The organism is Halobacillus halophilus (assembly GCF_020171985.1).
In the GTDB taxonomy this organism is placed as follows: Bacteria; Bacillota; Bacilli; order Bacillales; family Halobacillaceae; genus Halobacillus; species Halobacillus halophilus_A.
In genome coordinates this window covers 1-12,655 of sequence record NZ_JAIVAL010000002.1, presented here as the reverse complement: position 1 = coordinate 12,655, position 12,655 = coordinate 1, and the positions used below count along the sequence as shown (strand labels likewise).

14 protein-coding genes are annotated in these 12,655 nt (G+C 42.3%); 10 read left to right on the top strand and 4 right to left on the bottom strand.

What is annotated here, in order from left to right:
* Nucleotides 1–165 precede the first annotated feature (165 nt).
* The 4 genes from LCM11_RS04700 (at nucleotide 166) to LCM11_RS04685 (ending at nucleotide 3,886) form a co-directional block, all read left to right on the top strand.
* A complete protein-coding gene (locus tag LCM11_RS04700) occupies nucleotides 166–1,005 on the top strand; it encodes a LysM peptidoglycan-binding domain-containing protein (protein ID WP_224893095.1) in 840 nt (279 codons plus the stop codon).
* Between the two features lie 126 nt (nucleotides 1,006–1,131).
* Entirely contained in the window at nucleotides 1,132–1,314 is a 183-nt protein-coding gene (locus tag LCM11_RS04695) for a gamma-type small acid-soluble spore protein (RefSeq protein ID WP_089753224.1), read from the top strand.
* A gap of 191 nt (nucleotides 1,315–1,505) precedes the next feature.
* The gene (locus tag LCM11_RS04690; RefSeq protein ID WP_014642322.1) at nucleotides 1,506–2,033 is read left to right on the top strand and encodes a DUF402 domain-containing protein; all 528 of its coding nucleotides are present in this window, start codon (nucleotides 1,506–1,508) and stop codon (nucleotides 2,031–2,033) included.
* Nucleotides 2,034–2,107: 74 nt separating this feature from the next.
* The gene (locus tag LCM11_RS04685) at nucleotides 2,108–3,886 is read left to right on the top strand and encodes an ABC transporter ATP-binding protein (RefSeq protein WP_224893094.1); all 1,779 of its coding nucleotides are present in this window, start codon (nucleotides 2,108–2,110) and stop codon (nucleotides 3,884–3,886) included.
* A 590-nt stretch (nucleotides 3,887–4,476) separates the two neighbouring features.
* Here LCM11_RS04685 and LCM11_RS04680 read toward each other — a convergent pair.
* The 3 genes from LCM11_RS04680 to LCM11_RS04670 form a co-directional block, all read right to left on the bottom strand.
* A complete protein-coding gene (locus tag LCM11_RS04680; RefSeq protein ID WP_224893093.1) occupies nucleotides 4,477–5,544 on the bottom strand; it encodes an FUSC family protein in 1,068 nt (355 codons plus the stop codon).
* Nucleotides 5,545–5,869: 325 nt separating this feature from the next.
* Nucleotides 5,870–7,165: a glutamate-1-semialdehyde 2,1-aminomutase gene (locus LCM11_RS04675; RefSeq protein WP_224893092.1), complete on the bottom strand. Its 1,296-nt coding sequence runs from the start codon at nucleotides 7,163–7,165 to the stop codon at nucleotides 5,870–5,872.
* 204 nt (nucleotides 7,166–7,369) lie between these two features.
* A complete protein-coding gene (locus tag LCM11_RS04670) occupies nucleotides 7,370–7,456 on the bottom strand; it encodes a YjcZ family sporulation protein (RefSeq protein WP_224893483.1) in 87 nt (28 codons plus the stop codon).
* 253 nt (nucleotides 7,457–7,709) lie between these two features.
* Here LCM11_RS04670 and LCM11_RS04665 point away from each other — a divergent pair, with 253 nt between their 5' ends.
* The 5 genes from LCM11_RS04665 to perR all read left to right on the top strand — a co-directional run bounded on the left by LCM11_RS04665 (nucleotide 7,710) and on the right by perR (nucleotide 10,851).
* Complete coding sequence (locus LCM11_RS04665; protein WP_224893091.1) at nucleotides 7,710–8,120, top strand: potassium channel family protein; 411 nt, start codon at nucleotides 7,710–7,712, stop codon at nucleotides 8,118–8,120.
* A 62-nt stretch (nucleotides 8,121–8,182) separates the two neighbouring features.
* A complete protein-coding gene (gene bcp / locus LCM11_RS04660; RefSeq protein WP_224893090.1) occupies nucleotides 8,183–8,653 on the top strand; it encodes a thioredoxin-dependent thiol peroxidase in 471 nt (156 codons plus the stop codon).
* A gap of 117 nt (nucleotides 8,654–8,770) precedes the next feature.
* Complete coding sequence (locus LCM11_RS04655) at nucleotides 8,771–9,724, top strand: D-2-hydroxyacid dehydrogenase (protein WP_224893089.1); 954 nt, start codon at nucleotides 8,771–8,773, stop codon at nucleotides 9,722–9,724.
* Nucleotides 9,725–9,727: 3 nt separating this feature from the next.
* Nucleotides 9,728–10,285, top strand: a complete 558-nt coding sequence (locus tag LCM11_RS04650) for a cob(I)yrinic acid a,c-diamide adenosyltransferase (RefSeq protein ID WP_224893088.1) — start codon at nucleotides 9,728–9,730, stop codon at nucleotides 10,283–10,285.
* A 122-nt stretch (nucleotides 10,286–10,407) separates the two neighbouring features.
* Nucleotides 10,408–10,851, top strand: coding sequence for a peroxide-responsive transcriptional repressor PerR (gene perR, locus LCM11_RS04645; protein ID WP_224893482.1), 444 nt, complete (start codon nucleotides 10,408–10,410; stop codon nucleotides 10,849–10,851).
* Nucleotides 10,852–10,921: 70 nt separating this feature from the next.
* On the opposite strand, the gene LCM11_RS04640 is transcribed toward perR, so the two are convergent.
* Nucleotides 10,922–11,299 carry a YgzB family protein gene (locus LCM11_RS04640; protein WP_224893087.1) on the bottom strand — a complete coding sequence of 126 codons (378 nt, stop codon included), beginning with the start codon at nucleotides 11,297–11,299 and terminating at the stop codon, nucleotides 10,922–10,924.
* A 130-nt stretch (nucleotides 11,300–11,429) separates the two neighbouring features.
* Between LCM11_RS04640 and LCM11_RS04635 the strand changes: the two genes are divergently transcribed.
* On the top strand, nucleotides 11,430–12,296 hold the full coding sequence (locus tag LCM11_RS04635) for a nucleotidyltransferase-like protein (protein WP_224893086.1): 867 nt from the start codon (nucleotides 11,430–11,432) through the stop codon (nucleotides 12,294–12,296).
* Nucleotides 12,297–12,655: the final 359 nt, after the last annotated feature.

Genomic DNA, 12,655 nt, shown 5'->3' with positions numbered 1-12,655 from the left:
TGTAATGAAAATGTAATATAAGTCTGTCATCATAGTAGTCCCAAAGGTTTACGGAAAATTGTCGTGTTATGTTTCATTTTAGGACTATTTACTTTTTTGTCTAATTTGTGAATAATTAGTTTCAGAAAGCAGATAGAAAATTACATATGAACAGAGGGATGAGGAATGGATAAGAAAAGGTGGACAGCAGCGGTATGCGGCAGTTTAGCAGGGGCCGTACTTTGGGGGACAGCTGTATTTGCAGATGAAACTCACCAAGTAGAAGCAGGAGATACATTGTGGAGAATAAGCCAAAAGTATGAGGCGTCCGTTACAGAGCTTAAATCATGGAATGGTCTTTCATCCAATGTCATTTATGTGGGGCAGCAATTAGTTGTGGATAAGACGAATAACTCAACCATAGAAGACTCAGGTTCTCCATCATCTACAAACGTTCGTACATATACGGTAAAAAGCGGCGATTCATTATGGGCGATTGCGAATAGGCACGGGATGTCTGTATCAGCATTAATGAATTTAAATCATCTTTCGAGCGCTACGATTTACCCCAATCAAAAAATAAAGGTAAACTCCTCACCTGAAGATTCGGTTTCTTCATCCAATTTGACCACCCCACAACCGGTATCCTCTTTTTCAAGTACAAGTTTGATCAAGGAGGCTAAGAAATATTTAGGGACTCCTTATAAGTGGGGAGGAGAGTCACCTTCAGGATTTGATTGCAGCGGTTTTCTGCAGTACGTTTTTGCTAAAGAAGGGATTGGTATTCCGAGAACAGTAGCTTCTATTTATGCTCACTCCAGCTTAGAATCCGTGAGCCATTCTTATCGTCAGCCAGGAGACCTTGTTTTTTTTGAAACGTACAAACCAGGAGCTTCTCACGCTGGAATATATATTGGAAATAACCAATTTATTCATAGTGGATCTACATATGGCATATCCATTGCCACTCTTACCAGTAATTATTGGTCTTCCCGATATATTGAAACAAAAAGAGTCATGAACTAACACCTTGGCACTAAAGGCGTTTCTCCTTGAAGAAGCGTCTTTTTTCATGGGAAAGAAAAAAATAATTTATTTTTAGAATGAAAACAGAGAGAAGTGTACACAATAATCTTTGCGGAGGTGATAAACATGGCTAAGCAACCAAAACAAAACAAAACAGCTGCTGGTACAGACAAAAATCACGTTAAACAACAGAACCAACAAGCTGCTCAACAAAATCAGAACCAACAATATGGTGCTGAATTTGCATCTCAAACAGATGCTCAACAAGTGCGTGAGCAAAACCAACAATCTCAGGCTAAGAAAAAATAACCTGATTGATGGTTAAGGCTTGTCCAGGCTGTTTTATTAGCCTGTATCAATCCCCCGAACAAGAGAAGCCGCCAATTGGCGGCTTCTTTTTTACGTAAATTTTTAAGAGCTTAATTATTTTCATTCCTTTCCAATTGTAGTTATAATAGACAGAAGGCATGATCGGACTACAAAAGGGAAGGGGGATCAACATGCCCGGCCCAGAAGCAGGAAAGCGGATTGAAATTCAAAGTTACAAGCATAATGGATATCTCCATCGCGTTTGGGAAAGTACTACGGTTCTAAAGGGAACCCGCCATGTTATTATCGGTGCAAACGATCGGACCACTGTCACCGAAAGTGACGGACGGAGATGGACGACACGTGAACCCGCGATCTGCTACTTTCACTCTAAATACTGGTTTAACATTATCGGTATGCTGAGAAATGATGGAGTATACTATTATTGCAATATCAGTTCTCCCTTTATATATGAGGATGAAATGATTAAATACATTGATTACGATTTAGACATTAAAGTGTTTCCGGATATGACCTATAAACTTCTCGATGAGGATGAATATGAAATCCATAAACGCAGAATGAATTATCCTCATGTGCTGGACCGTATATTGTATAACAACGTAGATATACTTATTCGCTGGATCCGCCAGAGGAAAGGGCCGTTTTCACCGGAATTTATTGATCAATGGTATGAACGCTATTTAACGTATAGGTAACGTCAGATGCGCACTTCCAGATAAGTGCGCATCCTTGTTGTTTTTAAGGTAAGGAAAGGAAAGAAGGTGTTCGTTTGGACAGTATTAAACGCTATTTAAAGTTTGTAAAGCCCTATAAGGGAAAGATTATTCTCACTGTCCTTATAGGCGTCGTAAAGTTCTCGATTCCATTATTAATGCCGTTAATTACGAAATATGTAATTGATGATATTATCAACGCGGATTCGCTTGCTCAATCTGAAAAAATTGATCAGCTATTATGGCTGATGGGCGGGGCCTTTTTCGTGTTTATGATCATACGCCCGCCTATTGAATATATTCGTCAATATATGGCTCAGTGGATCGGAAGCAACATCCTTTATGATGTAAGGGAAAAGCTGTTTGATCATATTCAACGGCTCAGCCTGCGATTTTATTCAAAAACAAAGACAGGCGAAATTATATCGCGTGTGATTCATGACGTGGAACAGACCAAAACATTCGTCATTACCGGCCTAATGAATATTTGGCTCGATATGTTTACAATTGTTATTGCAATTATAATTATGCTCACGATGAATGTTTGGCTTACTCTTGTTTCGATTGCTCTTTTTCCGTTATACGGTTTTGCGGTCAAGTATTTCTATGCCAGACTCCGCCACTTAACCCGTGACCGTTCTCAGGCACTTGCTCAAGTTCAGGGCCACCTGCACGAACGCGTTCAGGGGATTCCGGTGACACGAAGCTTTGCGCTCGAGAATTATGAGCAGGATCAATTCGATGTGCAGAATAAAAACTTTCTTGATAAAGCCATTACGCACACGAACTGGAATGCTTACACGTATTCGGTTACCAACACCATTACGGACCTGGCCCCGCTGCTTGTTATTGCTTTTGCGGGCTATCAGGTTATAACGGGTTCACTAACGATTGGTACCATGGTTGCTTTCACTGGCTATATGGAACGAGTTTACAGTCCGCTCCGCCGCCTTGTTAACTCTGCGACGGTTCTTACTCAATCGATTGCCTCTATGGACCGTGTATTTGAACTCGTGGACGAAAAATACGATATCGTGGATAAGCCAGGGGCTAAGAGACTGGAGAAAGTAAATGGTGACGTTTCAGTTGAAAATGTTTCCTTCAGATACGACGAAGGTGAACCGCTTGTGCTGAATAACGTCAGCTTAGATGTAAAACAAGGAGAAACGGTTGCCTTTGTCGGAATGAGTGGTGGAGGCAAGTCCACCCTGATCAGCCTGATCCCCCGTTTTTATGATGTTACGGAAGGAAGAATCATGATCGATGGCATGGATATTCGTGATGTAGAGGCCCGATCCTTGCGGGATAAAGTTGGGATGGTGCTGCAGGATAACATTCTCTTTAGTGAATCCATCTCCATGAACATCCGTATGGGTAATCCTGACGCTACGGATGAGGAAGTGGTGGAAGCGGCTAAAGCAGCGAATGCTCATGAATTCATCTCGAATCTCTCCAGTGGGTACGATACACTGGTTGGAGAGCGCGGTGTCAAATTATCCGGCGGCCAGAAACAACGAGTAGCTATCGCTCGTATTTTCTTGAAAAATCCACCGCTGCTCGTACTGGATGAAGCGACATCAGCCCTCGATCTGGAAAGCGAAAGTCTTATACAGGGTGCTTTAGAACGCCTCGCTTCAGATCGTACTACCTTTATCGTGGCTCACCGCCTGTCGACCATCACGCATGCGGATCGAATTGTGTTAATTGAAAATGGTGAAATTGTAGAAGTAGGGTCTCACCGTGAATTAATGGATAAACGCGGAAACTACTACAATCTATATCAAATGCAGGAACTGGATGATAAACCAGGTTCTAAGGAATATTTACAAACTTAAAAGATACCATTGAAAAAAGGGCTGAATCCTGCAGGATTCAGCCCTTTTTATATGATTTTTGATTGTACTGGTGACGGTACTTTGAAATAATGACACTATTACTTAATAAAGGACACGTTATTTTGAGGGGAGAGGAAGGTATGAGCATCGAAAATATTCTTATAGGAGTAGGGTTGGTTTTCTTTTTCATATTGATAGTTGCCATCTCAGCAGGGAAAAAGTAACGCATGGCGGTATGTTGATTACATAAAGCTCTCTTAATAATTTTAGTAATCTTCAACTAACAGGCCGATTACTGTAATACTCAGTTTCTATATATTGTGTGGAGAAAAGGGCTCCAGGGAACGGCTCGCTTTCCGGCCCTGCACGACGCAGGGTCGATCGACCCTACGTCTTGTAGGGCCGCAGGAAAGCGAGTTGTTTCTGCAGCCACCCCTTCTCTATATGAAGTAACGAACTAAAATCATCTCGAAATTCAGTCTTCCATTAACGGGAGCTTTACTTTAAACCAACTTAGAGAGATTTAAGGGAAGTTACATAAAAAAGCTCAGAGGGCAATCCTCTGAGCTCTGCGTATAGCGCGAATGTCTTTATTTATCTGTGGTTTGAATGTAATCGTTCTGGTGGTGGCTTTGGTAACTTTTTAGTAACCTTTTCAACTTCTCAAGCTGATAGTGATATTCCATCAACTGGGAAGCTAAAGGAAGAAAGACCAGCTTGTCAGGATTATTGGTCTTCTCATACACATGCATCAGCCGTTCCACCAGGAGAGGAATGTTGGGCTCCTCAATTTGACGCAGTCCTTGTTTATGGGTGCGTTTAATCCTGCCTTTCAAGCTGAGAACCAGCTTTTCATGAGCATTAATCAGCTTGTCCAATTCATGCACAAGGGCATCCTGGAAATCCTCCGGAATCTGCTCAATTTTATGATCCAGTCTGTAGAAAGCCTTCAATACATCGAAAGATTTCTTCGTGGTCGTAATCAATTGACGGAAAAGCACCAGTTTTCTTCCTTTTGAAAAACGTCTGCCTTTAAGATAAGTTCGCTCTTCGGAATAAAGAAGATACGTATGGTCGGTCCAGCGTAGATCATCCTGGATACGTACGATTTCATATTTTAAGGCTGGTTCATCTGACAACTGCCGGGTGGTAACTCGGAGCCATTGAAGAATATCCGTCGTAGCGAGATCGATTTTCTTGAATAGCCGTGTTTCATACCTCGGCGGCAGAAACACCAGATTCACGATAAATGCAGCTAAGATTCCTAAGATCATGGAAGAAAAACGAGAAGTTGCAAAGAACATAAATGTCTGATCGGTAGAGTCCATCAGGGCAATGACAGCCACAACCGCGAGCGCCACCGTGTTTTCATTCATTTTTAAAGTAGTCGTAAAACCGATGACGAGTATGATCGCAAACCCAACGACAAAGGGATCGTTCCCAAGGGTGAATACGGCGATTACTGCGATAAGGGCTCCAATGGTATTTCCCTGGAGCTGTTCGATTATGGATTGGTAAGATCGATAAATGGATGGCTGGATGGAAAAGACAACGGCAATAGCTGCAAGCAATGGGGAAATAAATCCAAAAAGATTCCCAATATATAGAGCTATAGCTACAGCAAGGCCTGTCTTCATCATACGTGCGCCGAGTTTCATAGCTAACATCTTCCTTCAATTAAAATAAACAATGGATTTATTATAACGCATTTTATGTAGAATCGTACCCATATTTATTCCAAAATTATGTGAAAAAAGAATGGCAGCAAAAGAAGAAGCTAATGCGGATAACCGCATTAGCTTTAAAGGGGGCTCTAGTTCTCACCAGAACCATGAAAAGGGAAAGAAATGAAACAAAGATCATAATTCATTAGAGTTTTCAGAATTATAAATCTATTCTATCACGACAATTTAGAATTTTCAATTAATTCTAACAGTTTTATATAAAAAAATTCCGGAGAAATGAATCTCCGGAACTGAATATTTACTCTTTACTCATAATTTGGAAAGTGCGATCGACTGCTTGAAGGGTCTTGTCAATATCCTCATCCGTGTGGGCTGTGGTTAGAAACCAGGCTTCATATTTAGATGGAGCCAGGTTGATACCTTCTGCGAGCATAAGTTTGAAGAAACGGGCGAAACGATCGCCGTCTGTGTTCTCGGCCTGCTCGTAGTTTGTCACCTTTTCCTCTGTGAAGTAAACGGTTAAAGCTCCTTTTAGTCGATTGATCGTTAGCGTGATGCCGTAATGGCTGGCGCTTTCTAGGATACCTTTCTCCAGCTTTTCACCAAGACGGTCCATTTCTTCATAGACCCCTTCTTGCTGGAGGACTTCCAGGCACGCAATTCCTGCAGACATCGATGCGGGATTGCCGGCCATGGTTCCGGCCTGGTAAGCAGGACCCAGAGGGGCAACCTGTTCCATAATATCTGCACGCCCTCCGTAAGCTCCGATCGGAAGACCGCCGCCAATAATTTTACCCATGGCTGTCATATCCGGTTCAATGTCGAGAAGCTGCTGGGCACTTCCATACGTAAAACGGAAAGCTGTAATGACCTCATCGTAAATAACTAGAGAGCCTGCTTCGTGAGCGAGTTCATTTACTTCCTGGAGGAACCCGGGTTTAGGTTCCACAATACCGAAGTTTCCGACGATAGGCTCAACGAGCACGCCGGCAATCTCATCACCATACCGGGCGATAGCTTCTTTAAAAGGCTCAATATCATTGAAAGGAACGGTGATGATATCCTGGGCAATCGAAGCGGGCACCCCGGCTGAGTCAGGTGTGCCGAGTGTGGACGGTCCTGAGCCGGCAGCGACCAGTACAAGATCAGAGTGGCCATGATAACAGCCGGCGAACTTGATAATTTTATTTCGTCCCGTATAGGCACGGGCCACACGAATGGTGGTCATGACCGCCTCGGTCCCTGAATTAACAAAGCGGACTTTTTCCAGGGAAGGAATGGCTTCCTTGAGCATTTTCGCAAACCGGTTTTCAAGTACGGTCGGTGTACCGTATAGCACCCCGTTTTGGGCAGCCTTCGTAATTGCCTCCGTTATGTGAGGGTGGGCGTGTCCCGTAATAATTGGACCGTAGGCACCTAAGTAGTCAATATACTGATTACCATCTACATCGTAAAAGTGTGAACCTTCACCCCGGTCCATATAGACAGGGGTGCCGCCGCCAACCCCTTTGTATGCGCGGGACGGAGAGTTTACACCCCCTACGATATGTTCAGTAGCTTCTGTGTATAATTGTTCGGATGTTTTTATATTCATAGTTACCTCCTTACTGACATTCAGTATTCATTGTAGCACGGACACCCGCAATGTAGGGATGGGCTGCACAAAAAATACCCTCCCCATTATAGGGAGGGTATTTTAAGGATGTTTTAATGATTAACCGCCGCTCGTGTGCGTAAGGAAAAAAGCACCTCGCTAATCACTTATGGTGGTTATTCGGTGCTTTTTACTGGAATGATTTTAGTATACGAACGCTGCACCAACGATTACTAGAAGGATGAAAAGCACAACAATCAGCGCAAAGCCTCCGCCATATCCGTAACCCATTCACAATTCCCCCTTTCCGCTGTTTACTGTATCTTATGCTCGCATGGAGAAGAGGGGTGTGCATTCGCCCGGTCTCTGAAATAAACAAAAACATCCCCCTAAAATATCCCACCTCAGGTCATCCATAATCTGGATGACCTGAGGTGGGGGTAATAGGAGGAATTGAGATAAACTGGCAGGCGGCATAATTGATGGTTTGTGGACATAGGTAAACAGTAGAGTACTGCTTGTCTCTTCCGGGGAGGAGTGCGTCATGATTATTATCGCGATTACTACAATGAGCCTGATATTGATTGCTGGCAGTCTGCGTCAAATATTCGCTTCACTCGAATTCGAACATAAGATTTTTTCATTTCAACTGTTTGTCTCCATATTGCTTCTTTACACCATCGTGATGATTGGATTTGCTATTATTTATGTTTCTCTGATTGAACATGGGGTAATGGTGTACCATGAGGCTGGTCAGTCTGAGCCTTTGCATTGGAAGGAAGAGATTGCAAGAAGCATGTACTTCAGTGGAGCAACCTTATTCACAGTAGGATACGGAGAAATGGTTCCTGTGGGTGCAGGGCGCTGGATTGCTATTTTTGAAGCCATGATCGGGTATTCACTGCCGGCTGCTCTCGTTGCCAAGGTATGGCAGCATTACAAGATTGAACATTGAATTGGAAGTTTATATTCGTATAGGGTAGGCTAGATATATAATTATTTTTAGGAGGGTTACGTATGACAATTGAAAAAGGAAAACAAGCACCTGATTTTACATTGCCAGCTAACAATGGAGAAAACGTATCATTATCCGACTATAAAGGAAAGAACGTCGTACTGTACTTTTACCCGAAAGATATGACTCCAGGCTGCACGAATGAAGCCTGCGATTTCCGTGATCATCACGAAAGCTTCGCGGATCTGGATGCTGTTATTCTAGGCGTTAGCCCGGACCCTGTAGAGTCTCATAAGAAATTTATCGATAAGCATGATCTCCCATTCTTACTACTTGCGGATGAGGATCATCAAGTAGCGGAAGATTACGGCGCATGGGTTCTTAAGAAGAAATCAGGAGAAGAATATTACGGCATAGAGCGTTCTACTTTCATTATCGATAAAGAAGGTAATCTTGCCGAAGAGTTCCGCAAAGTTAAAGTAGAAGGACATGTAGAATCTGCGCTAAGTTACATTCGCGAGAATCTTCAATAGATACCAGGAAAGCCATAGCCGGAAAACCGGTTATGGCTTTTTCTTAAGAAGCTTTAATTTTGAGTTGGTCTGGAAAAACAATTACTATAGAAGAAAGAGAGGAAAGGGAGTGAGAGGATGAAGGTTGTTTCAGCGATTAAAAGGGTCCCTGAAGATATACAAACCAGACTGAAAGAGAACTTTAAAGAAGTGGAATTTCTATTCTGTCACGGAATCGAAGAAGCAGAAAGCTATTTAAAGGAAGCGGATGTATTTATTACATACGGGGAAGATTTGAATCCGGAACGTATTAAGCAGGCCCGCCACTTAAAGTGGGTTATGGTTTTATCTGCCGGTCTTGATAAGATGCCTTTCGAGGAAATTCAGCAAAGAGGGATCCTTGTAACCAATGTGAGGGGAATTCACGCCGAACCGATGGCTGAGTACGCGATCTCGATGCTTCTTCAGGTCTCAAGAAATGCGAAAGCCTATGCGGAATTAGAAAAAAATCACGAATGGAACCGTAGAATGGTCAATCAGGAAATTAGCGGCCGGACCATGGTGGTACTAGGGACGGGAGCTATCGCACAGGGAGTGGCTAGGCTCGCTAAGGCTTTCCGCATGAAAACCATTGGGGTTTCGAAATCCGGAAATCCTAAGCCTCACTTCGATGAAACGTATAAAGTAGAAGAGCTTCACCAGGTGCTCGACCAGGGTGAATTCGTTGTGGCTGTGCTGCCAAGTACGAAGGATACACAGTACTTATTGGATTTGGATCACTTTAAAGCCATGCCTGACCACGCCATCTTCCTAAACATGGGGAGAGGTGATCTGGTTCAATCGGACGTCATTCTGCAGGCTGTTCAGAATTCTTATATTGCGCATGCTGTACTCGACGTGTTTGAAGAGGAGCCACTGCCAGAGGATCATCCATTCTGGGAAGAAGAAAAAGTGACAATCACTCCTCATACTTCGGGTCAGTCTCCTGGGTACGTTCCGCGTGGTTTTGATATATTTGAAGAGAACTTGCAGACGTTCTTAAATGAAGAGGGCGAAATGAAAAACAAAATTGATCCTAAACGGGGGTATTAAAACATGCGTATTTATACAAGATCAGGGGATAAAGGACAGACATCTTTAATCTACGGCAATCGAGTAGCCAAGAATGATATACGAGTCGAGGCTTATGGAACCTGTGATGAAGCGAACTCCACGATCGGTCTAGCCCTCAGCCACCTGACGAAAGAAGACTGGGCGGATAAAGATTCATTTCTTGAGGCGATGCAGCGCATCCAGACTATCCTGTTTCACGTAGGAGCGGAGCTTGCTACTCCAAAAGGAAAAGAAGTGAAATGGCAGGTAAAGAAAGAACATATAGAAGAATTAGAACAACAGATTGATAAGTGGGACGAGGACTTGACTCCATTGAAGAATTTTATTCTCCCATCTGGTCATTCAGCTTCTGCTGGTTTGCACTTAGCCCGTACAGTTGTGAGAAGAGCAGAGCGTTCTGCGGTCGCATTAGAGGATGAATTGGTCAATCCGCTGGTCGTTTCGTATTTGAATCGCCTGTCCGATCTGCTTTTCGTAGCGGCAAGGTACGTTAATCAGCAGCTTGGCGGTAAAGAAACTCCTCTTGATCCAGACGTGTAATTTAATTTGCCGGGGGAGGAGGCTTTTTATTGACATTAGATTTACAGACAGGTTACACTAATTATAAGGATTCTAATTTAATAATATTATAAATCAAGAATCAGTTTATGAAAGCGAGGTGCATGGCTGTGTCTGATCATCGATTGCAAGAAGCGGTGGATACACTGAAAGGTTCAGGTGTGCGAATCACTCCACAGCGTCATGCGGTGCTTGAATACCTGCTGAATTCTATGACTCACCCAACAGCTGATGAAATTTATAAAGCGTTAGAAAGTAAATTTCCGAATATGAGTGTAGCGACGGTTTACAATAACCTCCGCGTATTTAAGGAAATCGGGCTTGTACGTGAACTTACGTACGGAGATTCATCAAGCCGTTTTGACTGTAATACTTCGGATCACTATCATGCGATCTGTGATTCATGCGGCAAAATTGTTGACTTCCACTACCCAAGTCTCAATGAAGTTGAATCATTAGCTGAACAGGTGACTGGATTTGATGTAAGTCATCATCGCATGGAAGTGTATGGAACGTGCTCTGAATGTAAAGCTAATAATACGCACTAAAACTGGAAGCCACGAGCTTCCGGTTTTTTTATGTAAAAAAAGAATCCGCTGCTTAGAGCGGATTCTTTCATTAGGTTTGCTGCTGAGTTTTATTCTTTTTATATCGTTTAGAATTATACTTCTCATCAAACTCTTCGCCCTCTAACGATTTATCCATGGTCAGCGGCTGGTTGCAGTGCATGCAGGCATCTACTCGTCCAAGCATTTTGGTAGGCTTCTCACAGGATGGACATATAATCTGAATGGTTCTGGTGGAAAGCATGCCAATCCAGAAATAAACGAGCGTACTCAGACCAACAAAGCCCATACCCAGAATCATAAATAGAGCCATAAGCCAAGTGGTTTCTTTGAAGATCAATCCTATATACATGACGCCAATTCCGCCGAAAATTAACCAAAAAGCAAAGGAACGTATCTTATTAATTTTACTGCTGTATCTTAATGCCACGCAGGTTCCCTCCTTACTATCTACAAGGTAGTATAGCATATTTCCTTCATTGATTATATTTAGAAAAAAGGAATTCGCCAAAAAGTATCGAATAAACAAAACAAGCTGATATAGAATGTGGGGGACCAGAATGAAAGACGTACTACGCCCGATTTATCAAGAAAGAGCAAGCCAGAGCAATACATTAGGGATCTTAATTTTAGAGAAAATGAAACCGATCAGTCCAGTGACGGACAATTTTGATGTTATTTTGTTCATTATTGTAAAGGATGCAAAGGAACTGTGGTATGTAAAGCATTACGAATTTGAAAATAAATCCGCAGCTATGCACACGGTAGATGAAAAACTTTTGCATCACTGGATTGATACAAGCTCCTATCGCCGTGCCGTAGAATGGGTAATTAACGGCACCGTTATTTTTGAAAAAAATGAATATATAACCGAGTTAAAAGAACAGCTCAGGACGTTCCCACAGGAGAAGAGAGATCTGAAAAAGGTTATTGAGTTCGCTAAGTTAATCCGCAGCTATAGCGAGGCCAAAGATCTTTACGAATCCGAGCACTATCTGGATTCCTTCAGCCGGATGGTTCATTCGCTTCATTATTTAGCCCGCCTTTCCATTATAGAGAAAGGATTTCATCCTGAAGTAACGGTGTGGAATCAAGTGAAGAGGATTGAACCTGAAATCTACAAGCTGTATCAGGAGTTAATTGAAAGTGGCGAACCTACAGATAAAAGAATCCATCTAATGATTATTGCAGTGGAACATTCCATTAGTAAGCGTGCCGAGTCCAGTACGCAGCATTTATTAAGTCTTATGAAAGAACAGGAAGAACCTTGGTCATTTGGAGAGTTAAAAGTCCATCCCGAGATACAGGAATATATATTGGATTTATCTTCAATGATCGAATACTTAGTGGAAAAGAATATTATTGAAGTCGTTTTACAAGAAACAAAAGGAGATCATATCTTTCACCGAACCTATAAACCTTCATAAATGGCTGCAAACTGCACGTGTCATCCCTTTCTTTGCTGGTTTTAATAAAGAAAGGGAATTTTTTTGTTTAAAGTTATTGACGGTTAATGACGTACCATGCTATATTATTACTTGTCGCATTAAGACAGCACGGCAAACCGGCAACGGCAAGCCAAAAATCATTTAAAAAAAGTTGTTGACTTAAACGAGTCACAATGATATGATTATTAAGTCGCTGTTTTGAAGTGGCAAACAAAAACTTTTGATCTTTGAAAACTGAACGAACCAACCAGTACGTCAAGATATTCTTTCAATATAGAAGGAATTCAAACAAGCACATTCGGTGTGCAAAGAGCTAATCAATCTCAACTTTTATGGAG

What these genes read in the sequence shown, in the direction of transcription:
- LCM11_RS04700 (WP_224893095.1), top strand. Translation starts at nt 166, where the DNA reads ATGGATAAGAAAAGGTGGACAGCAGCGGTATGCGGCAGTTTAGCAGGG.
- LCM11_RS04695 (WP_089753224.1), top strand. Translation starts at nt 1,132, where the DNA reads ATGGCTAAGCAACCAAAACAAAACAAAACAGCTGCTGGTACAGACAAA.
- LCM11_RS04690 (WP_014642322.1), top strand. Translation starts at nt 1,506, where the DNA reads ATGCCCGGCCCAGAAGCAGGAAAGCGGATTGAAATTCAAAGTTACAAG.
- LCM11_RS04680 (WP_224893093.1), bottom strand. Translation starts at nt 5,544, where the DNA reads ATGAAACTCGGCGCACGTATGATGAAGACAGGCCTTGCTGTAGCTATA.
- LCM11_RS04675 (WP_224893092.1), bottom strand. Translation starts at nt 7,165, where the DNA reads ATGAATATAAAAACATCCGAACAATTATACACAGAAGCTACTGAACAT.
- LCM11_RS04670 (WP_224893483.1), bottom strand. Translation starts at nt 7,456, where the DNA reads ATGGGTTACGGATATGGCGGAGGCTTTGCGCTGATTGTTGTGCTTTTC.
- LCM11_RS04665 (WP_224893091.1), top strand. Translation starts at nt 7,710, where the DNA reads ATGATTATTATCGCGATTACTACAATGAGCCTGATATTGATTGCTGGC.
- bcp (WP_224893090.1), top strand. Translation starts at nt 8,183, where the DNA reads ATGACAATTGAAAAAGGAAAACAAGCACCTGATTTTACATTGCCAGCT.
- LCM11_RS04655 (WP_224893089.1), top strand. Translation starts at nt 8,771, where the DNA reads ATGAAGGTTGTTTCAGCGATTAAAAGGGTCCCTGAAGATATACAAACC.
- LCM11_RS04650 (WP_224893088.1), top strand. Translation starts at nt 9,728, where the DNA reads ATGCGTATTTATACAAGATCAGGGGATAAAGGACAGACATCTTTAATC.
- perR (WP_224893482.1), top strand. Translation starts at nt 10,408, where the DNA reads ATGGCTGTGTCTGATCATCGATTGCAAGAAGCGGTGGATACACTGAAA.
- LCM11_RS04635 (WP_224893086.1), top strand. Translation starts at nt 11,430, where the DNA reads ATGAAAGACGTACTACGCCCGATTTATCAAGAAAGAGCAAGCCAGAGC.